At 65.8% G+C, this 22876-nt stretch carries 19 protein-coding genes; 12 read left to right on the top strand and 7 right to left on the bottom strand.

Going from position 1 to position 22876, the window contains the following annotated elements; all coding sequences use genetic code 11:
• From DI005_RS17995 to DI005_RS17980, 4 genes are all read right to left on the bottom strand, one after another.
• The coding region (locus DI005_RS17995; protein WP_199542924.1) for a phosphotransferase family protein at positions 1-542 on the bottom strand (542 nt) is incomplete at its 3' end.
• 29 nt (positions 543-571) lie between these two features.
• Complete coding sequence (locus DI005_RS17990) at positions 572-2185, bottom strand: class I adenylate-forming enzyme family protein (RefSeq protein WP_113642895.1); 1614 nt, start codon at positions 2183-2185, stop codon at positions 572-574.
• 1 nt (position 2186) lies between these two features.
• Positions 2187-3068, bottom strand: coding sequence for a crotonase/enoyl-CoA hydratase family protein (locus DI005_RS17985; protein ID WP_112273888.1), 882 nt, complete (start codon positions 3066-3068; stop codon positions 2187-2189).
• Positions 3069-3122: 54 nt separating this feature from the next.
• Positions 3123-4676 carry an alpha/beta hydrolase family protein gene (locus DI005_RS17980; RefSeq protein WP_113642894.1) on the bottom strand — a complete coding sequence of 518 codons (1554 nt, stop codon included), beginning with the start codon at positions 4674-4676 and terminating at the stop codon, positions 3123-3125.
• Between the two features lie 97 nt (positions 4677-4773).
• Here DI005_RS17980 and DI005_RS17975 point away from each other — a divergent pair, with 97 nt between their 5' ends.
• The gene (locus DI005_RS17975; protein ID WP_112273884.1) at positions 4774-5367 is read left to right on the top strand and encodes a TetR/AcrR family transcriptional regulator; all 594 of its coding nucleotides are present in this window, start codon (positions 4774-4776) and stop codon (positions 5365-5367) included.
• 8 nt (positions 5368-5375) lie between these two features.
• Here the strand turns inward: DI005_RS17975 and DI005_RS17970 are convergent, their stop codons facing one another.
• Together DI005_RS17970 and DI005_RS38225 are read right to left on the bottom strand one after the other, a co-directional pair.
• Positions 5376-5558, bottom strand: a complete 183-nt coding sequence (locus DI005_RS17970) for a hypothetical protein (protein ID WP_113642893.1) — start codon at positions 5556-5558, stop codon at positions 5376-5378.
• Positions 5559-6858: 1300 nt separating this feature from the next.
• Complete coding sequence (locus DI005_RS38225; RefSeq protein WP_158559834.1) at positions 6859-7005, bottom strand: hypothetical protein; 147 nt, start codon at positions 7003-7005, stop codon at positions 6859-6861.
• An 899-nt stretch (positions 7006-7904) separates the two neighbouring features.
• Here DI005_RS38225 and DI005_RS17960 point away from each other — a divergent pair.
• The 8 genes from DI005_RS17960 (at position 7905) to DI005_RS17925 (ending at position 16317) form a co-directional block, all read left to right on the top strand.
• Entirely contained in the window at positions 7905-8888 is a 984-nt protein-coding gene (locus tag DI005_RS17960; protein ID WP_113642906.1) for a phosphotransferase enzyme family protein, read from the top strand.
• 106 nt (positions 8889-8994) lie between these two features.
• Positions 8995-10044 carry a 3,4-dihydroxy-2-butanone-4-phosphate synthase gene (locus DI005_RS17955; RefSeq protein ID WP_199542921.1) on the top strand — a complete coding sequence of 350 codons (1050 nt, stop codon included), beginning with the start codon at positions 8995-8997 and terminating at the stop codon, positions 10042-10044.
• The gene (locus DI005_RS17950) at positions 10037-11398 is read left to right on the top strand and encodes an aspartate aminotransferase family protein (protein WP_158559831.1); all 1362 of its coding nucleotides are present in this window, start codon (positions 10037-10039) and stop codon (positions 11396-11398) included. The genes DI005_RS17955 and DI005_RS17950 overlap by 8 nt, the downstream gene beginning before the upstream one ends.
• Positions 11399-11435: 37 nt before the next feature.
• A complete protein-coding gene (locus DI005_RS17945) occupies positions 11436-12932 on the top strand; it encodes an AMP-binding protein (RefSeq protein ID WP_199542918.1) in 1497 nt (498 codons plus the stop codon).
• 94 nt (positions 12933-13026) lie between these two features.
• A complete protein-coding gene (locus DI005_RS17940) occupies positions 13027-14190 on the top strand; it encodes an LLM class flavin-dependent oxidoreductase (protein WP_113642889.1) in 1164 nt (387 codons plus the stop codon).
• Positions 14190-14597 (top strand): SgcJ/EcaC family oxidoreductase, encoded by a 408-nt coding sequence (locus DI005_RS17935; protein ID WP_113642888.1) that lies wholly within the window; start codon positions 14190-14192, stop codon positions 14595-14597. The genes DI005_RS17940 and DI005_RS17935 overlap by 1 nt, the downstream gene beginning before the upstream one ends.
• Positions 14597-16039: an amidase gene (locus DI005_RS17930; protein WP_113642887.1), complete on the top strand. Its 1443-nt coding sequence runs from the start codon at positions 14597-14599 to the stop codon at positions 16037-16039. Before DI005_RS17935 ends, DI005_RS17930 begins: the two co-directional genes overlap by 1 nt.
• On the top strand, positions 16036-16317 hold the full coding sequence (locus tag DI005_RS17925; RefSeq protein ID WP_112273869.1) for a hypothetical protein: 282 nt from the start codon (positions 16036-16038) through the stop codon (positions 16315-16317). The genes DI005_RS17930 and DI005_RS17925 overlap by 4 nt, the downstream gene beginning before the upstream one ends.
• Before the next feature lie 6 nt (positions 16318-16323).
• Here the strand turns inward: DI005_RS17925 and DI005_RS17920 are convergent, their stop codons facing one another.
• Positions 16324-18534 (bottom strand): LuxR C-terminal-related transcriptional regulator, encoded by a 2211-nt coding sequence (locus DI005_RS17920; RefSeq protein WP_158559830.1) that lies wholly within the window; start codon positions 18532-18534, stop codon positions 16324-16326.
• 290 nt (positions 18535-18824) lie between these two features.
• Between DI005_RS17920 and DI005_RS17915 the strand changes: the two genes are divergently transcribed.
• From DI005_RS17915 to DI005_RS17905, 3 genes are read left to right on the top strand one after another with little or no spacing between them, the layout of a single operon-like run.
• On the top strand, positions 18825-19325 hold the full coding sequence (locus DI005_RS17915) for a flavin reductase family protein (protein WP_112273866.1): 501 nt from the start codon (positions 18825-18827) through the stop codon (positions 19323-19325).
• Between the two features lie 3 nt (positions 19326-19328).
• Positions 19329-20084, top strand: coding sequence for an SDR family NAD(P)-dependent oxidoreductase (locus DI005_RS17910; protein WP_199542915.1), 756 nt, complete (start codon positions 19329-19331; stop codon positions 20082-20084).
• Positions 20085-20103: 19 nt separating this feature from the next.
• Positions 20104-22311, top strand: coding sequence for a N,N-dimethylformamidase beta subunit family domain-containing protein (locus tag DI005_RS17905; RefSeq protein WP_113642885.1), 2208 nt, complete (start codon positions 20104-20106; stop codon positions 22309-22311).
• Positions 22312-22876: the final 565 nt, after the last annotated feature.

Below are 22876 nucleotides of genomic sequence, written 5' to 3'. Positions count from 1 at the left end.
TCGCGGCTTCGCGAGGCGTCGAGCTGCTTCTTCCAGCGGCGCAGCTGGCGCTCGAGAAATCCTTCCGGACGCCCGAAATCGGACAGGCCGACGGTCTCGGGGTCGACGTCGTGCACTACCGCGAGCGTGTCGACGAGCGCGTTCACGATGCTGGTCGTTCGTTCCGGCCCGAGTGCCGCGAGTTCGGCCGCGGCCCGGTAGGGCAGGCCTTCGACGAACTTCATGACGTAGAACGGCGCGCCGATCACGTCGGTGTCGCGGCACAGCGAGAACACCCCGGGGACGGGAACGTCAGTCCCTCGCAAGGCACCGAGCACACGGTGCTCTCGCGTCATGTCGTGCGCGGTCGGCATGACCTGGCCCAGCGGCGGCCTGCGCACCACCCACCGGCCGGTGCCGTCGGTGACGACGTAGGTGAGATTGGACCGGCCGCCCTCCAGCATCGTGCCGGTGAGCGGACCCTGGACCAGCCCGGGTGAACACTCGTCGAGATGGGCCCGCAGCCGGACCAGATCAAGGCCCGGTAGCTCTTGGCGTGGCACGGTGGCTCCTCGCACTCCGGTCGTTCGCATCAGGGAAGGGGTGTGAGCCTGCCGTCGCGAATCTGGTCGCGAAGCTGGAACTTCTGCAGCTTGCCCATCGCGTTGGTGGGTAGGTTCGTCGCGACGTACCAGTGCTTGGGTGTCTTGGCAGGCGCCAGGTGCTCGCGGACGAATGCGTGCAACTCCTCCCTGGTCGGCACTGCCTGCTCGTCCTTCGGTTGGACGACGGCGGCGACGACCTCACCCCATTGCTCGTCCGGGATACCGACGACGATCCCGCCCGCGAGTCCCGGATGGGTCGCCAGCACCGATTCGATCTCCCTCGGGTAAATGTTCTCGCCGCCGCGGATGATCATGTCCTTGATTCGCCCGGTGACTCGCAGGTAACCGCGGTCGTCGAGGAAGCCGAGGTCGCCGGTGTGCACCCAGCTCTCGGCATCGATCGTCTGCCAGGTTTCTTCGGGCATCTGGAAGTAGCCGAGCATCGACTGATAGCCACGGGCGCAGATCTCGCCGGTCTCTCCGGTGGGAACCGTGCGACCGTCGACAGGATCGGCGATCTTGATCTCCACGTTCCACAAGGGACGGCCAACGGTGCCGTGTCGGTCCTCATCAGGATCGTCCGGGCTGGTCTGGGTGACGATGGGGCTCAGCTCGGTTTGCCCGTACACCGTCGAGAAGCGAGACCCGAAGCGTCGCTCGACCTCGGTGACCAGCTCCGGCGGAACCGCGTCGCCACCGGACATCGTGACTTGGACGGACGTCAGGTCGTAGGAGTCGAACCCCGGGTGGTTCAGCAGCCCCACGTACATGGCGGGGACGCCCGCGTAGAGGTCCGCCTTCCACTGCTGCAGTGCGTCGAGAACCAGCGTGGGGTCGAACAGCCGGCACAGCACCAGGGTTCCGTGGCTGACCGCTGTGCCGAGTACCGACATGCCGCAGCCGGCCGTGTGGAACAACGGAAGCGCGGTGAGCCAGGTCCCGTGACGGGGGAACCGGGCGCGCCGGTGAACGTAGTGTGCGTTGGTGATCAGACCGCGGTGATGCAGCAGCGCCCCCTTGGGGAACCCCGTGGTGCCCGAGGTGTACTGCAGCTGCGCCGCGGCCTCTGGCTCCACGCGCGGCAACACTCGCTCCACGTCGTCGACGGCCCGCAACTGTTCGTACCAGTCGCGGAATCTGATCACGTGCCGAACGGCCGGGACCCGGCCGCGGATCTCTTCCGCGATGGCGGCCATGTCGGTGCCCCGGAACTCGTCGCTGTACGCGATGCCCACGGCCTCCGACTGGCGTAGCACGTACTCGAGCTCGCCAGGCCGCAGCGCCGGATTGGCGGTGACGAGTACCAGGCCCGCCAGGGCCGCGCCGTACTGCAGGATCACCCACTCCGGCACGTTGGGCGCCCACACGACGATCCGGTCACCGGGCTCGAACCGGGCCAGCAACCAGTGCGCGGCCCGCCGGGCGTCGTCGAGGAGCTCCTGATAGGTCCAGGTGCGAGGTTCCTCCTGCGGGGCGACGGTGACGAGGGCGAGCCGTTCGCGGTCGGTGCCAGCCGCCTCACGGAGCACGTCACCCGCCGTCAGGTCGAGAATCTCCTCGCCGGTCTGCGCTGGCCAATACGAGGGCTTCCCGAGGGTCATGTCAGTTCTCCTTCTCCAGTTCCGCCTGATCGGGAACGGTGCCGCCGCCCTCCGGGATCCATCGTCCTGAGTCTCGCCACTTCACGGCCTCGTCGAAGCCGTGGGTCGCCGCGAACTCGTGGAACCACCGCCCTTCGGGCGAATGGCGGGTGATGCCGTCGAACAGGGTCGCGAGGATCTGTGTGCCGTTCAGGCCCATGTTGTCGTAGGCCTGGTTCACCATGAGCTTCTGCATCACCAGCTGGTTGACGGGGACGCCGGCGATCCGATCCGCCAGTTTCTCGACGGTGCCGTCGAGGTCTCCCTCCGGGACCGAGTCCACCACCAGGCCCCACTCAGCGGCGGTCCGGCCGTCGATCGTGTCGCCGGTGAGCAGCATGCGCTTGGCCTTCTCGGCACCCAGCCGGTACACCCACATCGCCGTGGTCGGGCAGCCCCACACCCTGGCCGGCATGTAGCCGATGCGTGCGTCCTCGGCCATGACGACCAGGTCGCACGAGAGCGCGATGTCACTGCCCCCGGCCACGGCGTAGCCGCGCACCTTCGCGATGGTGGGTTTCAGCGACCGCCAGAGGCTGAAGAAGTTGTCGGTATTGCTCTTCATCATCTGGTAGTCCTTGATCGGGTCCCACACGGGCGGCTGGACGCTCACCCCCTCCTCGGCGTACCGATGAAGGTCGTAGCCGGCGCTGAAGGCGCGGCCGGCCCCCTGCACGATGATTACGTGCACGGCAGGGTCCTCGTTCGCACGATCCACGGCGGCCTTGATCTCGCGGGCCATCTCATGTGTGATCGCATTCAGCCGCTCGGGCCGGTTCAGCGTCAGGTACGCCTTCCGTCCCACCACCTCGAACTCGACGGTCTGCTCGCGACCCTGCACCATGTCACTCCTCGATTCCGCCGCTTCGCGGCCTGTTCTTCCCTGTCGTGGCCCGGGCTAGGCGGGCGCTGTGCGGACCGACGCGAATCCGGGAGCCTTCCCGAACAGCGCGAGAGCGTCCGCGGCGGTCGCGTACGCGGCCTCGTCAAGGTCGACGCCGATCCGGAGCCGGCCCCCCGGGTCCGCGACGACGACGTCCTCGCGAACCTCCCCCTTCGTCGACGAGTACCTGACGCGGTAGCGCTCACCCGGCGTGAAGCTGCCGGGCGTCGTGACGGTCACGGATCCGCCACCGCGGACGCTGAACGCGGCCGCGTCGTGGCGTGCTCCCTCGAGAGCGAGGAACGCCGGCCGGTCCCGGTCGGTGGTCACCTCGTAGCCCCACACGCCGAACTCGGTGTCCTGCGTGCGATAGGAAAACGCCTCCGACGTGCCGGGCGCAGTCCGGAACGCATTGTTGGCGTCCGGGACGATGACATCGGCGTAGACCCGGTGGTTGTAGGCGCCGTGGATGCCCGAGTACCGGACCTGCTTGGCCTGCACGCCGGCGTTGGAGATCGCCTCGATGTTGGCGTCGTTGTTACGCCGCATCTGCGATTCGATCAACGACGCCAGCGGGTTGCGCACGGCCGGATACCTGGCGCAGTCGGCCGCCCCGGCGTCGTCGGTCGGCGGTGCGCACACGTCGCCCGCGCTGATCAGCAGGGGACTGCCCGAACCGGCGAAGTTGCCCACCAGGTCGGCCGGGTTGAAGTTCCGCCACCGGAACGTGCCGGTGAGCGAGAGCCCGTATCCCTGATCGCGCGTGTAGCCGACCAGGTCGACCCAGTTGCGCCAGAACGTGTCGTCCACGAAGTCGTAGGGACCGCTGATGGCGGCGGTGTAGCCGAACATGTCCGGATGGCGGAACGCTTGGATCAGCGCACCCACCGCGCCCATCGAGAACCCGCTGATGCCCCGGCCGCCACGGTCGGTCCTCACGTTGAGTACCTCTTGCACCAGGGGAATGACCTCCTGGTGGAGAACGGTCTCCGCGGGAACGGTTTCGGCGGTCACCGGAGCAAGGTTCGGCAGGACGTCCCGCTGGCCGTCGATCCACAGGCAGGTCTCACACCAGCTGTCCGTGCTGTTGGTGTCGGGCGAGACCACGACGAAGTCGGCCCGGTCGCGCTGATCGGCGAAGCCCTGTAACTTGGTCTGGGTGTTTCCTCCGCCGGCTCCGACCATGCCCAGAAGGGATTCCTGCTCCGTGACCGGAGTCAGCAGTGGATTGTCCAACGGCGACACGACCGTGCCGTGGAGGAAGTAGAGAACGGGAGACGCCACACCGCTGGAGCGATAGCGAGCAGGCAGGTAGATGGTGTTGTCCGACCGCAGACCGAGTGCCGGGCTGTCGTAGGACAGCAGCAGGGCTCCGGGTTCGTCACTTTTCGGCGTCAGCGTCACGTCCCACTCGCTGTATGGTCGGGGGAGCGACGACAGGCCGGCCTGGATCGCGGCGAGCGGTTCCTCCGAGTTCTCGGCGGCCTGGGCTCCCGCGCAGGTCGCGGCCAGCAGTGCGCACGACGCGGTGACGGCGACCAGCCCACGGGTAAGGCGGGTTCTCCTCATTGAGTACCTCCTGGCTCGAAGCTGCCTCGGATTTAACAGTCCGTCTGGACGGTCTGTCAAATCACCGGGCGGAACCCCGGCCGGTAGGCTCGAGCTCGTGACGCCACGTACTCGCAGTCAGCAACGCGAACAGACCCGGCAGCGCCTGCTGGAGGCGGCTGTCTCCTGCCTCGTGGACTACGGCTACGCCGGAACCACCACTCAGCGTGTGCAGGAACGCGCGGAAGTGTCCCGGGGTGCGCTGCTGCACCACTTCGCGTCCAAGGCCGAGCTTCTCGTCGCGGCCATCCACCTCATCGCCGAGGACCGCTTGAACCTGATCCACGCCGCCACGGACGGCATCGAGCCCGGCCCGAAGGCGTTCTCGCAGGTGGTCTCGGCCATCCAGACCGCGATGTCCGGCCCTCCGTTCGTTGCCGCGCTCGAACTGTGGATGAGTTCGCGCACCGACGCCGAACTCCGTTCAGCACTGGTGCCCGCGGAGCGCCGCCTCGGCAAGGCGCTCCGCGACATCTTCGGCCGTGCGCTCGGCGATCAGGACCCCCGCCAGACTCGCGTCGCGTTCGACTCGCTCGTCGTGCTGCTGCGGGGACTCGCCGTCACGAACGTGCTCCGTGAGGACAAGAAGCGGACGGACGACATCATGCGGTACTGGCTGGAACGCATGGCACCGAACGAGGGCGAGAGCTAGGCCGTGTCTCAGGACGTCGGCACGATCACGACGCTCCAGAGCAGTGCGGGTACCGTGATGACGACGACGATGCCCAGCGGAGCAGGCTGCGGAGCACCTTGCCGCGTTCGACGGCGGTCGTGTTCGCCACCGCCACCGCGCCGTCGGTGGAACGGGCTGACGTGGACGATCGTGCTGGCCACGGCGATCACCGCGACGAGGCTGATGGGCTCGAGATCACCGGCGGCAAGCCTCCTCTATGATGTTCAATAGCCGGATCGTCAGCTCCGCTGTCGAGGAAATGCCATGACCGACGCGGGGAAGCGCTGTGCAAGCGTCCACGAGATAGTTACGAGTTGGCTACCACTCTATGATCGATATGATCTTCTTGCGCAGGAAGGCCCGGTTGAAGAATGCATAGAGGTCGGGCTAATCGAGGAGTTGCGGAACGAGAACTGGCTGGATTTCCAAGCGTACAATGAAGTTGCGTCAGGATTCCCGTCGGTTCGATACACTCAAGTTCTTACGCAGGCTTTGAAAAAAGGAGGCGGCTGCTCAGTCAGCCGACATACTGCTGACTCTGCGCGAACTAAGGGACACTAGTTCAATCGCCTCAATCAGAAGCGTTCTATTTGGCAAGCTGATTGGGACGAGTTCGACGATCTCGCTTTCAAGGCGATCGATGTCCTATTAAGTCATAGGAAATAACGAGGCACGGCATGTTATTAAGGATTGCATCGGACATCCGAAAAACGCATATTCGTGAGATCGCGCGCAAGGCGCTCGACGGGCGCTAGCAACATCGGTTCAGAGTCCGTAACCGGGGTCTTTGTTTGAGGCCAATGAAACCCAAGCTTAGGCCCGTGTGGTCGAAAACCGTAGCTGGGGATGAGATAATTCAATCTGGCCTGCGATGGCGGCAGGGCTGTATTAGGAACTTGGACAGCTCGCTCGGTGTTGCTGTCAGGATGCGGACGCTGGTGTTTGATGCTCGGCGGGCGAGGTGGCTGGGGTTTGTGGCCCGCCGTTCTTGCCAACTTCTCAGCGGCGAATCTCCCAGGCTGCGCCCAGTGACCCCCTTTTTAGCTCCAGCCCGAAGTGGCGACCAGCGGGGTTTCCGTCATGTTTGAGTTCGACATGCGCATCGACACCGAAGTCTGATGTTTCTTGTTCGCGGAAGGTGGGACCAAGGAACTCGTTGATTCGAAACTCACGAAGACCGATGGAGGTCCGATCGATCCGGTTCCTATCGATGCTGCTTGGAGCGCCTCCTTGCTGGCTCCTTGCTGCGGTAACACGAGAGCGCCAACGACCAGTGGTCGTACCTGCGGTCGCTGGGCCTTCCGATCGACGCATGCTGTCGCGCGGCATGCCTTCCTCGGCGCAGTCGCCGTCGCGCGAACAGCGGTCACCGTGATTATCCGCTGAATCGCAGCGCGTCCGTGCAACTAACTGCTTCCAAGGGCAGCGGAATCCATCCTCACGATTCGACGGGACCTAAGACGCGTACGGTTAAGTCTCGCCCACCACCTCGGCGGTGCGCCGGTGGGCGCGGGTGCCGGCGACGTAGAGCTTGCGGTCCGTATCCACGTCTTTGCTGAGGCCACCCCCGAGCGCGGCCTGCTCGGCACCCGACAAGTGGACCCGACGGCTTCCCATTCGCCGCCTTCTGCCTGATGGGTGGTCAGATCGGGCACGAGGCGTCCTGGATGGGCGAGGCGTTGTTGGATCAGCGCCAGCCGACCGGTGTGGGCCGAGTGTGGACGGCGAAGTTCGCACGGCGAAACCGTGCGCACGGCTTCGACCCGCCGTAGGTAGGCGTCCTTGATGGCGGGCTTGCTACCCGGGCGCAAGGTATCGACGACTTGCTGGAAGTCTGGTTCGAGCCGCCGTACGGCGTCCCGGTCGGCAATGGCGGGGGCGGTGCGCGCGTCGTTGAGATATGCCGCGTCGCTGTCGAAGATGCTGCGGGTGACGTGGCTGAGCAGCAGGGTTGCGGCGACCTCTTCGTGTCGCCTCTGAAGGCGTGGAAAGCGAGGGGGAGGACTCCGTTCGGTTCCCACAGTGGCTTCCACCAAAGTGCCAGGACCACGTCGAGTTCTCCGAGGCCGCTGGTGGGTCGGACCGCAGGCAGAGCAACACCTTGGCCGCGACGGATTTCAGTGCCAGGTTCGCTGAGTTTCTGTGCGCCAGCGGAAGGACTTTGTGAGTGGCAGGGTGCGGACCTGCGGGACCGTCGAAGGTCACGTGAACCGCCTCAAGATGCTCAAACGCCAGATGTTCGGCCGCGCCAACCCTGACTTGTTCCGCAAAAGCGTCCTGCTCACCGAGTGAACCCGAAGGGCCAGATCACGGAAAGCGTGCCAGAACTGGCTTGTTACAACCTCCATCGAACGCGGCAGGGTTCAGTTCTACTCCGCACGTCCTCGAATCAGTACCCGAGTCGGTAGTTGGACTGAGCCGCCGATAGTGGAACCCCGGTCAGATTTGGGTGGCACATGTTGTCGCGATGAGCGGGAGTGAGCCGAGACGATGCCAGCTACACCACACCAGCCGTCATGAGAACTGACCTGGACGCGGTGGCGACGGCCGCGCTTGAGAAGTACGACTTCTCGGAGAAGGCGACTATCACCCTGGTCAACGTCTCCGAGAACGTGACTTATCGCGTGGACGACCGGAGGACAGGGCGATCTGCCGCACTCCGCATCCATCGGCCCGACTATCACTCCAAGGCGGCGATCGAGTCGGAGTTGTGCTGGATGGATGCGCTTCACGAGGACGGAGCAGTCGCGCCGCCGAGACCACTGGCCGCCCGGGACGGTGCTCGCGTCGTGACTATCGCGGACGAGCGAGGACAGGAACGGTACGTCGTGGTGTTCGAGTGGCTGTCCGGCCGTGCACCCAGCGCGGAGGGTGATCTCGTACCGGGCTTTCGCGTACTCGGCAGCATCGCGGCGAAGGTGCATGACCATGGGTCGAGCTGGCGTCCGCCGGCCTCCTTCGACCGATACACCTGTGATTACGACACGGCGTTGGGGCCGAAGGCGATGTGGGGCCGCTGGCAGGAAGGGCTCGGTATCGGGCCTTCGGAGCGGGACCTGCTCGCCAGGCTGGACGCCGAGATTGGCGAGCGGCTCGCAGAGTATGGCACCGGACGGGATCGGTTCGGCCTCGCCCACAACGATCTGCGGCTGGCAAACCTCCTGGTCAACGGCGACCGAATCCACGTCATCGACTTCGACGACTGTGGCTACTCGTGGTACCTATACGACTTTGCCACCTCTGTGAGCTTCATCGAGGACGACCCGCGGCTTCCCGAGTTGAAGTCCGCGTGGCTCGACGGCTACACGAGCCGGCGGGCCCTGTCGGCGGAGGACATCGCGATGATTCCCACGCTGGTTATGTTCCGCAGGCTCCTCCTCGTGGGGTGGGTTGGCTCACACCATGAGTACGCGGCAGAGGCCGCCGGGTTGGGAGCCGGATTCACGGTCGGCACGTGCGACCTGGCTGAGGCCTACCTGGCGGGCGAGTATCTGGCGTAGGCCGCGAGTCCGTACCCGAGTCGGTAGTTGGACCGATCCGACACCGCCGGATGACCGCCAGAGTGATGAGCACCGGTTCCGACCCGCTTGCGAGGACAAGGTTGCGATGGTGAACTACTCGGTCTGCCCGCCGCTGGACGGCCTGTCTGCCGCAGTGCGCGCGCTCGCCAGCGGTGGGATGGCCGTCCTCGTCGCCGACGGCGTCGGCTACCTGACCATGGCTGCCGAGCACGCGGATTGGCGGCGAATCTCGTTCTTTGTGCGGCACACGTCTGGGTTCTTGCGGGTAGCCATGCGGTCCGACCGAGCCGACCGACTGGAGTTGCCCCCCATGGTTCCGCGATGGCGAGACCGCGCGGAAACAGAGTTCGCCGTGTCTGTCGATGCCAGTGACGGCGTCAGCACCGGGATCTCGGCGCGCGATCGCGCGAGGACCGTGCGATTGCTCGCGGGGCCGGCTACCACCCCGGACGCGTTTAGCCGTCCTGGCCATGTCATGCCGGTTAGGACTCACCGCGACGGCGTGCTGGGGCGGGCGCAGGCACCCGAGGCAGCCGTTGACCTGTGCCGGCTCGCCGGAGTCGCTCCGGTTGCCGTCCTGTGCGAGTTGATCGCCGCAGACGGGTCGCTGGCGGAACATCCGACTCTCGTGGACTTCACGCGCGAGCATGACCTGCCCGCCCTCTCGGTGCAGCTAGTGGTCACCAGAATGGAGGAAACAATGGGAATCGATCGCGCACGTTCGCGAGAAGAATGGAGTGTGCAGAGACCGCGGGGATTTTTGGCCAAGGCACCGCTAAGTGCCGTGATCCGGGCGGGCGACCTCATCATCACGTCTGGGCAGATCGGCATCGACGACACTGGCGCCGTCGTACCCGGCATCGGGCCGCAGACTCGGGTCTGCCTCGAGAACATCGCGACGCTTCTAGCCTCCAGCGGCGCATCCTTGACGGACGTGGTGCAGACCCGGGTATACCTTACCGACTTCAACGGGTACGACGACTTCAACGGGGTTTACCGCGAGTTCTTCGAGGACCCGTATCCCACCCGTTCGACGATCGGCGTTCCGCAACTCGCCCTCGGCGCGGAGATCGAGATCGAGGCCGTCGCGATCCGCCCGCATGCCACCGAACCCTCAGGAGAAGCAGATGACTGACACCCCCGTGCTGCCCGACGCATCGGTTCTCTCCGAGTCTGAACTCCGGGAAACACTGCCACCGCTCGATTGGGACTACGACACTGCGCTGTCCGATCGAGAAACCTACCTCACGCCGGTGCTGAAGACGTTCCAGGCGACGACGAATCCCATCCTCTTCAAAAGCGGGTCGGGGCAGTATCTTTTCGACAGTGACGGAAACCGCTACATCGACACCGTCGCGATGAACCAGGCCATCAGCGCCGGCTACCGCAGCCCCTACGTGATGGCGGCCGTGCGGGAGCAACTGGAGGACATGCAGCACTGCTCCACGATGTGGATGCACCCCGGGCCGGCCTCGCTCGCCAAAGCGCTGGTGGCCAAGATGCCTCCCGGCGACTGGGTGGTCCACTTCATGAGCAGTGGCACCGAAGCAGTCGACCTCGCACTCATGATGGCGCGCAACTACACTCAGCGGCACACCATCGTGGGCCTTCGATCGGCATACCACGGAGCAGTGGGGTCAACGGCTAACGCCACGACGTCGATCGCCCGCTTCCATCAGAAGATCCCTAGTGCATCCGGCATCGTCCACGTCACCAACCCCGACCAGTACCGCGGGATCCACGGTCCCGGCGTCGAGCCCTACCTGGCTGAGTTCCGGTCTAGCATCGCCGCGTCCACGAACGGCGAAATCGCCGCCTACATCTTCGAGCCCATTCAGGGCTACGGCGGCGTCATCCCGATGCCGTCCGAGTACATTCGGCAGACGAGCGCCCTAGCACGCGAGCTTGGCGGCGTCGTGATCGCCGACGAAGTGCAGACCGCAGTCGGCCGCACAGGCGCGCACTTTTTCGGGTTCGTGGAGCACGGCGTCGTCCCGGACATGGTGGTGATGGCGAAGGGCATCGGAAACGGGTTCCCGCTGTCGGCAGTGATCGCGCGACGTGACATTGCCGAAGCAATGACCGGCAGGACGTTCATGAGCACCATGGGGTCGAACCCCACATGCTGCGCGGCGGGCCGCGGCGTCATGGCCGCGCTGGAGCACGGCGGCCTGCAGGAGAACGCGAGGGTCGTCGGCGCGCAGGCGATGGACATGTTCATCGAACTCCAGAACCGGTACGAGGTCATCGGCGACGTGCGCGGCCGCGGTCTGATGATCGGCATGGAACTGGTGAAGGACCGCGACACGAAGGAACCGGCCACCGAGCTCGTGGCTGCGATCGCCGACGAGATCGCCGACTCAGTCATCGTCACTAAAGCCGGTGCGCACGCCAATGTGCTACGGCTCGTTCCTCCGCTGTGCCTCACCGCAAAAGACGCAGCGGACGTCGTCGACCGGCTGGACTTCGTGCTCGGCCGACTGCTCTGAGTAGGAAAGCTGTGTCAACATGAATATCGGGACTTTCTTGACCAAGGCCGCCCGGACGCATCCCACGCGGATCGCGGTCGACGGCGGTGGCACCGCGCTGAGCTACGCCGAACTCGACGCACAGGCTGCAGCCTTTGCCGACGGCCTGCGCCGCCGGGGACTCCGGCGCGGCGACCGCATAGCTGTGTTCACCCCGAACCGTGCCGAGTATTTCCCGGTCCTATTCGGCCTGTTCAAGGGTGGATTCGTCGCCGTTCCCGTGAACGCCAAGCTCCACGCGTCCGAACTCGGCTTCATACTCGAGAACTCCGGCGCCCGTGCGGTCGTGTTCGCAGAGAAGTCCAGCGGCGTTGTCGCGGCGGCACTCGGTTCATCGCCCCACACGGAGCGGATCATCGTCGGCCGGGGCGGGCCGGGCTCCTTCGCCGAGATCGTCGCGAGCGGGTGTTCGGCCGGTTTCGCGGACGCGGAGGTGGATTCCGATGACCTGGCGTGGCTCTTCTACACTTCGGGCACCACCGGCCGCCCGAAGGGAGCGATGCTCTCGCACCGGAACCTGCGCGCGAGCACGATGAACGCCCTGGCCGACATGTGCGACTTCCAGCCCGAAGATGTCGTCCTCCACGTGGCTCCTCTATCCCACGGGTCAGGGCTGTACGCCCTGCCGGCTATCGCGCGCGGTGCAAAAAACCACGTCCATGCGGGTACCTCCTTCACACCCACGGCCGTGCTCGACACGATAGAACGAGAGCGAGTCACGGTCATCGCATTCCTCGCGCCGACCATGATCCACCGGCTTGTCGAAGCGGACTCGGAGCACCGCACGTCAACACTTCGCCGAATCGTCTACGGCGGCGCGCCGATCGATCCGAGTCTCGCGCGGAAGGCCATCGATCGCTTCGGCTCGATCTTTGTCCAGCTGTACGGCCAAGGCGAGGCACCGATGACGATCACCTACCTGCGCCCGCAAGACCACCACGGGAAAGCGATGTCGTCGACCGGAATCGTCCGCACCGACGTCGAAGTCCGTGTGGTGGACGAAACGGGATCACCCGTGCCGGAAGGCGCCGAAGGTGAAGTGTGCGTGCGCGGCGACGTGGTCATGCAGGGCTACTGGAACAACAGCGAAGCCAGCGCCGAAGCACTGCGCGGCGGCTGGCTGCACACCGGGGATGTCGGGCGCTTCGAGGACGGCCGTCTGTACCTGCTGTCACGGCAGAACGACGTCATCATCTCAGGAGGCAGCAACATCTACCCAAGAGAAGTCGAGGAGGCACTGCTGGCGCACCCGGCTGTGAAAGAGGCGTGCGTATTCGGCGAGCCGGACCAGAAGTGGGGTGAGTCGGTCGTCGCCGCGGTCGTGACTTCGTCCACTGTCGGGGCGGAAGAGCTGATGGTGTGGTGCCGGGACACCATCGCGAGCTTCAAGAAGCCGAAGCGGATCGAGTTCGTGGGTTCGCTGCCCAAGAACGCGTACGGAAAGGTGCTACGTCGCCAGGTGCGCGACGACCTGACGGCCCCGGGGAGTCCGTAGCCGTCTCGGTAGCATTGCGGATCCGCCAGCCCCGGCGCAGGGGAATGCTCGACCACATCAGGTGACCGGTTCGAGGAAAGAGAGTTGGCCTACCATGCGTTTTGTCATGTTGTCCGAGTGCGGCACCCAGCCGGGGAGCACTCACCACCGTCGCTACTTCGACATGATCGAGGAGGCCGTCTTCGCCGAGGAGATGGGTTTCCACGGTTGGGGAACGTCTGAGCACCACTTCTTCAACGACATCGCGGTCACCCCGTCGGTCGAGTGCCTCTTCACCGCGGTGGCACTCAACACCAGCCGCATCCGGCTGCGACACATGAGCCGCCTGCTCCCGGTCGTCCACCCGATCCTCGTTGCCGAACAACTGGCCACAGTGGATATCTTTTCCAACGGCCGGATGGAGCTCGCGACGGCCAGAGGCAACACCCTGCTGCAGCTCGACGCGTTTGGGGTTTCGCTCGACGACACGAAAGGCCGCTCCGAGGAAGCGCTGGACCTCATCGTGAACGCCCTGAGCCACGACACGTTCACCCACGAAGGGAAGCATTGGGGCTCCATCCCGGAGCGGCGCCTGACCCCGAAGGGCGTACAGGAGCCGCATCCGCCGCTGTACAAGATCTGCCAGTCGGCGGAGTCTGCCGCAGACGCCCGCCGGCGCGGACTGGGCATGATCACGTCCGACCTCTACCTCGGGTGGGAGGCACTCGAGAAGTACCTTCGTGCCTACAACGACGTCGCCGAATCGGCGATCACGCCGGTCGGTGCGTACGCGGTCAAGTCGGCAGCATCCAGCGTGATGACCGCCCGATGCGCAAAAACGAACGACGAGGCGCTCGCGCTCGCCGAGAATGATCTGCTGAAGTTCGCCCGGATGATCATCAACGACGTGTACGTGCAGCTCGCCGAGCGGTCGCCGGAGCAGTATGGCGGTTTCGTGCGGTTCAAAGAGTTGCGCGAGCACGTCGAGGACCCGCAATGGCTGCGGGACAACACGCCCACCATCCTCGTCGGTGACCCCGAGTACGTCATTAAGCAGGTCCAGCGCCACGAGAAGGCCGGTGCGGACGAGATCGTGCTGCGCATCGACGGCGGCACCCACGACGAGATCATGCAGACCATCGAACACCTGGGCCGCTACGTCATCCCGTACTTCGCCAACCCGACCGGGGTCGTGCGCTCGGGTCCGATCGGGCTGCTCCCGGGTGACCCGCGGCAGACCGCCAGCTACGAGAAGGCCGCCAAGGAGGGCGTGGGCTGATGGCGTACTCGCGCGAGCAGCTGGCGGAGGTCCATGCGGCGGTCGTACGCAGCATCGAGCAGAAGGACGCGGTGTTGTTCGCGTCGCTCTACACCGGGGACGGGGCACTCCTGCTGCCGGACGGTCAGGTCGTCCAGGGGAGGCTGGCGATCGAGCAGGCGTTCTCCGGCTGGCTCGCCGCGGGTTTCGTTCGGCAGGAGGTCGAGGTCGTAGAGTTCTACTGCGACAACCTGCTCGCCTTCGAGGAAGGGCGGGCGGCCGGCACGTTCCGCGACGCCGCCGGAGAGACCGTGCAGCGCAGCAACTACCTCATCGTCCACCGGCTCGATGCCGACGGCGTCTGGCGGATGCACCGCGACATCTGGACTTCCGTAGTGGGTACCTCGGGAAGTGGGGCCGGGTACTGATGCTGTCGCTGCAGGACTACAGCGCGCGTGATGCGCTCGACCTCGCCGGTCTGGTCCGGTCCGGCGAGGTCACCGCGGCCGAAGTGCGGCAGACCGCGCTCGTGGCGGCCGCTTCGGTCGAATCCCGGCTCGCAGCTTTCACCGAGGGGCCGTTCGAGCAGCTACCAGCGCACTCGAGCGGGGAGTTCGCCGGTGTTCCGTTCGTCATCAAGGATCTGCTGATCACTGCTGTCGGAGTCTGTGGTCACGGCGGGAGCGCAGCACTGGCCGATGCGGCGCCTGCCGAGGCGGATTCCACCCTGATGCGACGGTTCCGCGCGGCGGGGTTGGGTTTGCTCGGGACGACGAAGTCCTCCGAATTCGGGCTTAGTGTCGCAGCCGACCAGAAGTGGCGGGGACCGACCCGTAACCCGTGGGACCCACAGCGGAGCCCGGGCGGTTCCAGCGGTGGCTCGGCAGCCCTTGTGGCCGCTGGGGTCGTGCCTGTCGCGCATGCGAACGACGGAGCCGGATCGATCCGCATCCCGGCGGCGCACACGGGTCTCGTCGGGTTGAAGCCAAGCCGGGGTCGGGTGCCGCTCGGTCCCTGGCAGCAGGAACTGATGTACGGCAACGTCGTGGAGTTCGCCGTCACGCGGACAGTGCGAGACACGGCGTACCTGCTCGATCTCGTGCAGGGCAATGCTCCCGGCGAGAAGTACGGGGCACCTCTTCCAGCCGAGCCGTATCGAGACGAGATAGCGGACCGATCGCCGCGACAACTGCGCATCGCGGTGGCAGCTCACGGGTGGGACGGACAGGCCCTCTCTCCCGACGTGCGCAACGCCATCGAGCTGACGGCGAGTACGCTCGCCGACCTCGGTCATGTGGTAGAGGAAGCAAGTCCCGCGGTCGACTGGGAAGGCTTCTTGGCCGCGCTCACGACCACCTGGTGCGCCGGGACCGCGGCAGCGGTGGTACCGCTGCTGAAATCCGGGACGGATCGGGATCTTTTTGAGGCCACGACGGTGACGTGCGCCGAGGTAGGCCAGGCCTTGAACCCGGTCGACCTTGCTGTCGCATTCGACCAGTACAACGCGCTGAGCCAATCGTTCGGATCGTTCCACGCGCAATGGGATCTATGGGTCACACCTACGTCGGTCGGTCCAGCTCCCGCGATCGGGGACTTCGATGCGGATAATCCGCAGTACACCGCCGCGGAGTGGGTGCGCCGGTGCGTCGTGCCTTATCCCACCTGCGCGACCTCAAATGTCACCGGAGGACCGGCCATCACGCTGCCGCTCGCGCAGACCGCCGACGGGCTTCCACTGGGTGTGCAACTAAGCGCCGACCTGTATCGCGAGGACATCGTACTCCGGACAGCGGCGCAACTCGAACGAGCTCTGCCATGGGCCGGGCGTCGCCCGGTCGTCCACGTGACCACGGAGACGAGGCAGCGGTGAAGGTCATCATCGGACAGAGCCTGACGGTGGAGGACACCGACGACCTCAGGCGCCTTTCCGCAACCAGCAGCCTGTCTCCGGAAGAGATCTCGTCAGCCCTGGACGAGTCGGGCGCGGGAACCTACGCTGGCGATCACTGCTGGTTGTACGTAGCCGCTTTGCGTGCGCTCGGCCCCGACGAGGACAGATGGCGGACCGAGTTCGACCGGATGATCGCATACGCCGCGTCGCGTGGCTGGGTGGCCGGAGACTGCGTTCGCGTCCACCTCGAATCCTGATCCGCCCTATTCAGGACGGCTCAACGAACCCGGCGCCGACGACACGAGGGCGGCGATCTCCGCCCGCCTCCGCAGCCCGCACTTGGCCAGGATGTTCGACACGTGCGTGTCGATCGTACGGCGCCCGAGGATGAGCTCGCGGGCGATCTGCTGGTTGGTCTTTCCCTCACTTACCAGCACCGCGACTTCCCGCTCACGGGCGCTGAGTAGCTCGAGGACACTGTTGTGCTGCTTGAGGATCTTCGGCTCGACGGGCGCTGCTCCTTGCTGCGGTGACGGAGCCAGCTCGTCGAACGCCGCGGTGAGTATTGCCCGCGCACCAGTGTCCCCGAGGAGCGATCCGGTCGCGGCCGCCTCCTCAGCCTGCTCGGACGTGAGCTTCTTCGTCAGGACAGCCAGCGAGGCGTCCCGGTGGCTGATGAGACGGTCGAATCCCAGGAGCACCTTTCCTGACATCGTCCAGTACCGTTCCGTAGCGGCAAGCAACACCGCTGCGCGCTTCGGATCTTCGTCAGCCATGGACCAGGCGGCAACCTCGGACACCAGGACTGAGGCGAGGTGATCGTCGACGGACATCGCCATTCGGGCCGCGTCCAAGGCGCGCTCCAGCGCGGCCTTGGTTTGGCCGGTGACGTAGTGGCACAGCGCTCGGACCCACAGCGTGTAGCAGAGGCACCAGCGGTCACCGTGCGCTTCGCAGATTTCTGCGCTCTGCTCACACAAGCGCAAAGCGATCTGGTGTTCGCCGATGAGACTGCGGATCTCCGCTTGATGCACCAGGAACATGGCCGTGGCGAGGTCGTCTCCAACGGTCCGGGCGGATCCGATCGCCTCGTGGTAGCACGAACCGAAGGCGGCGTAGTTTCCGGCGAAACCGTGCAGTGCACCCAGGAAAGCTTGGGCGTAGGCGGTGTTGCGAGTGTCGCCCTCGCGTTGGGCGGCCTCTAGGCACCTGGCGAGGGTTCGTTGTGCGGTGCCGGTGTCACCCGCGATGAGCTGGAGCCACCCGAGGACCCACAGGAACGGAGACGGTGTCGGGATGCCGAACCGGTCCATCGCCGCAGCTGTCTTGTCGCACCACAACGTGCCTTCCTCGATGTGGCCGCAGCCCAGCCAGTAGAACCACAGCGCCGCGACCGTTCGCGCTGCTTGCTCGCAGTGGCGGTGCTCGGCGAGCGCGGTTTCGAGAGCGGTCCGGATGTTCGCGATTTCGGTCTTGATGTGGGCGCTGATCGAGTGCTGTTCCGGACCGAACCAGTCGGCAGCGGCCTGGTCGGCCAAAGCGAGGTAGTAGGTCGCGTGGCGCAGGCGCAGCTCCTCGGTTGCGTCCTGCAGCATCAGCGCGCCGAACTCGCGAACGGTATCGAGCATCACGTACCGCGAAGCGCCCTCGAACTGGACGTGCTGCAGTACCGAGCGTTGCACCAAGGACTCGACCAGGCGGAGACCCTTCTGCCGGTCCAGATCGGCGACCGCGATCACGGCGTCGAGCGGCGCCGATCCACTGAAAACCGCGAGCCGCGACCAGAGGCGCTGTTCCTCCGGCGAGCATTGGTCCCAGCTCCACGCCAAAAGGGCTCGGAGGCTCTGGTGATGCGGGGGAAGGTCGCGGGGCCCGCTGTCGAGGAGATCGAATCGCGCCTGCAGGCCGTTGATGATCTCTGGAATCGACAGGGCGCGGGTTCGCAGCGCGGCGAGCTCAATGGCCAGCGGGAGACCATCGAGTCGGCGGCAGAGTTCGTTGACCTCGGGTGCAGCGAAGTCGATCGCGGTGTTGCTGTCCAGTGCGCGGACGCGGTCGCGGAACAACGTGGCCGCCTCAGAGAGGTCGCCTGCGGGAGCGTCCAGGCCGAGCGGGGTCACCTCGTAGACTTGTTCACCGCTGACACCGAGCGACGACCGGCTGGTGATCAGTGCGCGCATCCCGGGGCACCGGAGCAGGAGCTCGGTGATCACCGGACCCACAGCGTGTGCGAGGTGGTCGCAGTTGTCGAGTTCGAGCAGCAGGGTGCGCCGGCCGATCTGTTCCCATAGCGCTCCTGCGCTCGGTGACCCGGGCAGGACGTCGCGGATCGCGCTCTCGATCAGGTCCGGACTGGTCAGTGGCGTCAGGTCGACCAACCACACGCCGGCGTCGAATGCCCGCCCAAGGTCGGCGGCGACGGCGCGGGCGAGGCGGGTCTTCCCGACGCCCCCGACGCCGACCAGGGTCACCATGCGGGACTGTCGCATGAGGCGCCGAATCTCGCGTACCTCGACGCCACGGCCCACGAATGTCGTGATGTCGGCAGGTAGGTTTCCGCGCACCTACATCCTCCTTCGGCGCCGCATCAGCTCCCGCGGGCATGGCGAGTGCGGACAGTGTAGGCCGGACCAGGGGGCCCGAGCCAAGCCACGACTCGCGGTTACAGGGCCGCTCCGCAACGGAGTCCGTAGTTGCACTGATCTGCCAGTGGACCGGCCGCAGCACACTAGTGCGATCAGGTTTTCGGTAATCGGAGTGATACATGGACCTTGTCACCGGCACGTTCGGCGGGAAGCAGGTACGGACGTTCTTCGGCCAGGTGCCGTCGGGGGTGCTTGCCCTCGCCGCGGAGTCGCACAATGAGTCTGCGGCGATGACGATCTGTTCGTTCACAACGGTGTCGATCGAGCCTCCGCTTCTCGTGGTGTCGATCCGCCAGGAGTCGTCCACGTGGCCACTGCTGAAGCGAGCTCCACGGATCGGCGGCTCGATCCTGAGCGAGGGCCAGGCGGGCCTTGCGCGCCGGCTCTCGTCGGGTGAGCCTCGCACGCGGATTGCCGACAGTCCCGTGACCCGGCTCGACTCGGGCGCATTGCTGTTCGAGGGAGCTTCCGCATGGTTCGAGGCGGAGCTGGCCGACGAGGTCCCCGCAGGAGACCACTGCCTCGCGGTCCTTGAGATCAGCGCGATCGCGCAGCAACTGCATGCCTGGCCTTTGGTCTTTCACCGCAGCACCTTCGCCACCGTTGCCTCAGGGACGTGAACCTTGATCACGATCGATTTACGCGGGAAGATCGCCGCCGTCGTCGGCGGGACTTCGGGCATCGGCCGCGCGGCCGCCTGCCGGCTCGCCGAGGCCGGCGCGCGGGTGGTAACGCTGTCCAGGCGGGCGGTTGCGCCGGACCCGGGATGCTCGCCGGAGGCCGCCGAGCGCATCACCCACCGGCGGCTCAACATCACCGACAGCGCGGAGACTGCCGAGGTGTTCGCCGAGCTGGCCGGTACTGAGGGGCTCGACCTCGCCGTACACAGCGCCGGTGTGCTCGCCCCTGGGGCCACGTTGGATACCGACGACGAGCTGTGGCGGCGGCACATGGCGACCAACGCCGATGGGCTGTTCTTCTCGGCACGCGAGTCTCTCCGTCAGATCCGGGCGAGCGGGCGAGGCGGGAAGGTCGTCATTGTCGGTTCTGTTTCGGGACAGGTCGGCAATCCGGGATTTGCCGCGTACTGCGCGACCAAGGGGCTGGTGGTCAACCTGACCAGGCAAATGGCGCTCGACTATGCCGCCGAGGGCATCAATGTCAACTCCGTACTGCCTGGATTCACCGACACTGAGATGACGGCGATCTACGACTCCGCTACTAAGGAAGAGATCGCCGCCACGATCCCGGCGAAGGCGTGGGCCACCCCGGAGCAGATTGCGAACGCGGTGCTGTTTCTCTGCTCGCCGCTGGCCGACTACGTCCACGGCGCGAACCTCGCCGTCGACGGCGGCTACCTGGCCGGCCGACCCGCCTGAGCCCGGAAGGAGCCTTCCCATGACCCATCTTCCCGTGCGCGCGTACACCGATTCCCTCAGCTACGAGCGGGGTCAGATGATCCGGGTGCACGTCAGCGCCGAAGGTCCGGTGGACATCAGCTTGATTCGGCTGGTCAACGCCAGTGCCGACGACACGACACTTGACACGGAGGTGCCGTGGATCAACGCAGGCACCTACGACGCGTCGGTGCAGGAGACCTGCGTCGGCTCGTACCTCGTCGGAGAGCCGAGCGCAGCCTCGCCGGCTCAGTCGTCAACGGTTTCCTTCGGCGCGTTCATCTGGTCGGGCGACTTCGCGGCGGCGAGCACGCAGACTCTCGTGGCGCTTCCCGACGGGACCGCTCTCCAACTCCTTGACGGTCGGCCGGCCATCGTGTTGTCGACCGGAACGGCCCCGGTGGTTATCGGCCCTCGTCTGGAAGACCACGAGTGGCACCTGGTGGTGGCGAGTCTGGGGGACGACGCGGCGATTACCGTTGTCCCGGTCGACAGCTTGCGTGGTGCAGCAGGTCACGAGACGGCACCGTGGTGGCCGGGAGTGGCCCAGCTCACCGGTTCGGTGACGGTGGGGGCGCGCAACTCCCGGCGGGTCGCCAAGGGGGAGAACGGGGCGCACGGTCTCGCCGAAGATCACTTCAACGGCAAGATCGAGGACCCGTTCGTGACGACGGCGGTGATCACCCGCGCGGAGGCCACGGCTATCGCGCGCGGGGAGGTCCGGGTCGGTGACCTTCGGCTGATCGCCGGCTGGGATCTGTCTTTCCGTCACGGCTCCGACCCGGCGGTCGCAGCTGCTGTCGCCGACGGGCAGCCGGACGGTGTGCTAGTGAATGGTCCTGCGCGCGGAGTGACCGGGCGGCATTTCACCGGTCGCCATCTCGATTTCAACGATGCTCCGGCCGAATACGCGGCCGTGCACTTCCATTCCACGGATCTATTCGACGCCGGGTGGGACACCGTGCTTTCCGCGCCGCTGCCGGATGAACTGGTCAGCGGTGTCTACGGCATTGTGGTCCGGAACGAGCTCGGTTCCGACACGGTCCCGATCACCCTGGTCCCCCGTCCTGCCGATGCGCGGAACAAGGTGCTGGTGGTGCTGCCCACGTTCACGTATCTCGCATACGCCAACGAGGCACTCTTCAATGGCCTGGACGCCAGTGCGATGACCGACAAAGAGGTCTCCATCGAGGTCGAGGACCAGGCCCACGTCGGCGATCCGTCGTTCGGGCTGTCGGCGTACGACACACATCCCGACGGCAGCGGGGTGACCACGTCGTCGGCGCGGCGCCAGATCGTGAACATGCGCCGTGGCTACCGCATGTGGCTGGTCGACGCCGGGCGCGCGTTCTCCTCGGATATGTATCTCATCGAGTGGCTCGCGCGGCGCGGGATCGAGGCCGACGTGGTCACCGACTACGAGATCCACAGCCGCGGCGCCGGATACCTCGTGCCGTACGCCGCCGTGATTTCCGGCTCGCATCCCGAGTACACGTCGGAGGAAATGCTCGACACGCTCACGGAGTACCGGGACAGCGGCGGCGGGCTGCTGTACCTCGGCGGGAACGGATGGTACTGGGTGACCGGAGTCGCCAGCACCGGGCCGCTCGTCGTCGAGATCCGGCGTGGCCAGGCTGGAATCCGGTGCTGGGAATCGTTGCCGGGCGAAGTGACGTTGACGTCGACCGGTCTCCCCGGCGGGCTGTGGCGACATCGGGGCCGGCCGCCGCAGGCCTTGTGCGGCGTCGGGTTCGCAGCGCAGGGCTGGGGGAGTTCGGAACCGTACTACCGATCGGAAGCGGCCGCGGACCCGGAGTGGGCGTGGGTCTTCGAGGGTGTTGACGAAGAACCGATCGGCGACTATGGCGAGGTGATGGGTGGTGCGGCCGGTGACGAGATCGACCGTGCGGACCGGGCGCTGGGCACCCCATCGCACGCGGTGATCCTGGCGTCGTCTCGTGGGCACTCCAATTTCTACCAGCGCGTCATCGAAGAGATCCCAATGAACCTGCCCGAGCACGGCGGAGGCGAGCAAGACCCCGAGGTGCATGCGGACATCGTGTACTTTCGGACGCCCGGCGGCGGGGAAGTCTTCTCGACCGGGTCCATCGCATGGTCGGGCGCTCTGCTGCACAACAAGACCGAGAACGGGGTGTCCCGGATGACGGAGAACGTCCTCCGCGCTTTCGTGGCCAGGAGGTCTGGATAGGCACGCGGTGGCTCGCTACTGCCCATCGTGTCTGGGTATAGGCACAGTCAACTCGTTATCGCAGGTGATGTTCCCTCATTCCGCTGGCACACGGAGCACGTGCAGTTCGGAAGGACCAGGCCGTGTATCCCCCCGACAGAGATCACCGTCGCCGCGTCGGAACTTCGCTGCGCCCTTTGGCCACTGGATAGCTTGCCGATCTTCGGCCGCATGATCAAGTTCGAACGGCCCGGCGGGCGCGAGTCTATTCGTCCTACGACGGCGAAGGATTGCGACATCTCCCCGGCACTCCTGGGACCCGAGCCGGATCAGGTCGTACCGCACTCCGACGTCTGCCGTCACACCCAACGCACCCAGTCACCTGTAGTTTCGCTCATAAAACGATCGATCTTCCAATCGCGTGACTTCGTGTTGCAAGATATTGCAACTCTGAGGGCGCAATGCATACGGGATCGCGAGAAGCGCACCTCTGGTATGCCGACCGAGCAAGTAATGCGGTGTTGGGTATTTCGCGCGGGTACGGAGCCGGCCCTCCTGTCACCTCCCCGAGGGGACCTGCGGCTGA

This window comes from Prauserella sp. PE36, assembly GCF_003311655.1.
GTDB lineage: Bacteria > Actinomycetota > Actinomycetes > Mycobacteriales > Pseudonocardiaceae > Prauserella_A > Prauserella_A endophytica.
The sequence above is the reverse complement of the archived record's forward strand: the minus strand, read 5'-3'. Positions and strand labels throughout refer to the sequence as shown.

What these genes read in the sequence shown, in the direction of transcription:
- DI005_RS17955 (WP_199542921.1), top strand. Translation starts at nt 8,995, where the DNA reads ATGGTGAACTACTCGGTCTGCCCGCCGCTGGACGGCCTGTCTGCCGCA.
- DI005_RS17960 (WP_113642906.1), top strand. Translation starts at nt 7,905, where the DNA reads ATGAGAACTGACCTGGACGCGGTGGCGACGGCCGCGCTTGAGAAGTAC.
- DI005_RS17935 (WP_113642888.1), top strand. Translation starts at nt 14,190, where the DNA reads ATGGCGTACTCGCGCGAGCAGCTGGCGGAGGTCCATGCGGCGGTCGTA.
- DI005_RS17915 (WP_112273866.1), top strand. Translation starts at nt 18,825, where the DNA reads ATGGACCTTGTCACCGGCACGTTCGGCGGGAAGCAGGTACGGACGTTC.
- DI005_RS17985 (WP_112273888.1), bottom strand. Translation starts at nt 3,068, where the DNA reads ATGGTGCAGGGTCGCGAGCAGACCGTCGAGTTCGAGGTGGTGGGACGG.
- DI005_RS17905 (WP_113642885.1), top strand. Translation starts at nt 20,104, where the DNA reads ATGACCCATCTTCCCGTGCGCGCGTACACCGATTCCCTCAGCTACGAG.
- DI005_RS17930 (WP_113642887.1), top strand. Translation starts at nt 14,597, where the DNA reads ATGCTGTCGCTGCAGGACTACAGCGCGCGTGATGCGCTCGACCTCGCC.
- DI005_RS17950 (WP_158559831.1), top strand. Translation starts at nt 10,037, where the DNA reads ATGACTGACACCCCCGTGCTGCCCGACGCATCGGTTCTCTCCGAGTCT.
- DI005_RS17980 (WP_113642894.1), bottom strand. Translation starts at nt 4,676, where the DNA reads ATGAGGAGAACCCGCCTTACCCGTGGGCTGGTCGCCGTCACCGCGTCG.
- DI005_RS17920 (WP_158559830.1), bottom strand. Translation starts at nt 18,534, where the DNA reads ATGGTGACCCTGGTCGGCGTCGGGGGCGTCGGGAAGACCCGCCTCGCC.
- DI005_RS38225 (WP_158559834.1), bottom strand. Translation starts at nt 7,005, where the DNA reads ATGGGAAGCCGTCGGGTCCACTTGTCGGGTGCCGAGCAGGCCGCGCTC.
- DI005_RS17990 (WP_113642895.1), bottom strand. Translation starts at nt 2,185, where the DNA reads ATGACCCTCGGGAAGCCCTCGTATTGGCCAGCGCAGACCGGCGAGGAG.
- DI005_RS17940 (WP_113642889.1), top strand. Translation starts at nt 13,027, where the DNA reads ATGCGTTTTGTCATGTTGTCCGAGTGCGGCACCCAGCCGGGGAGCACT.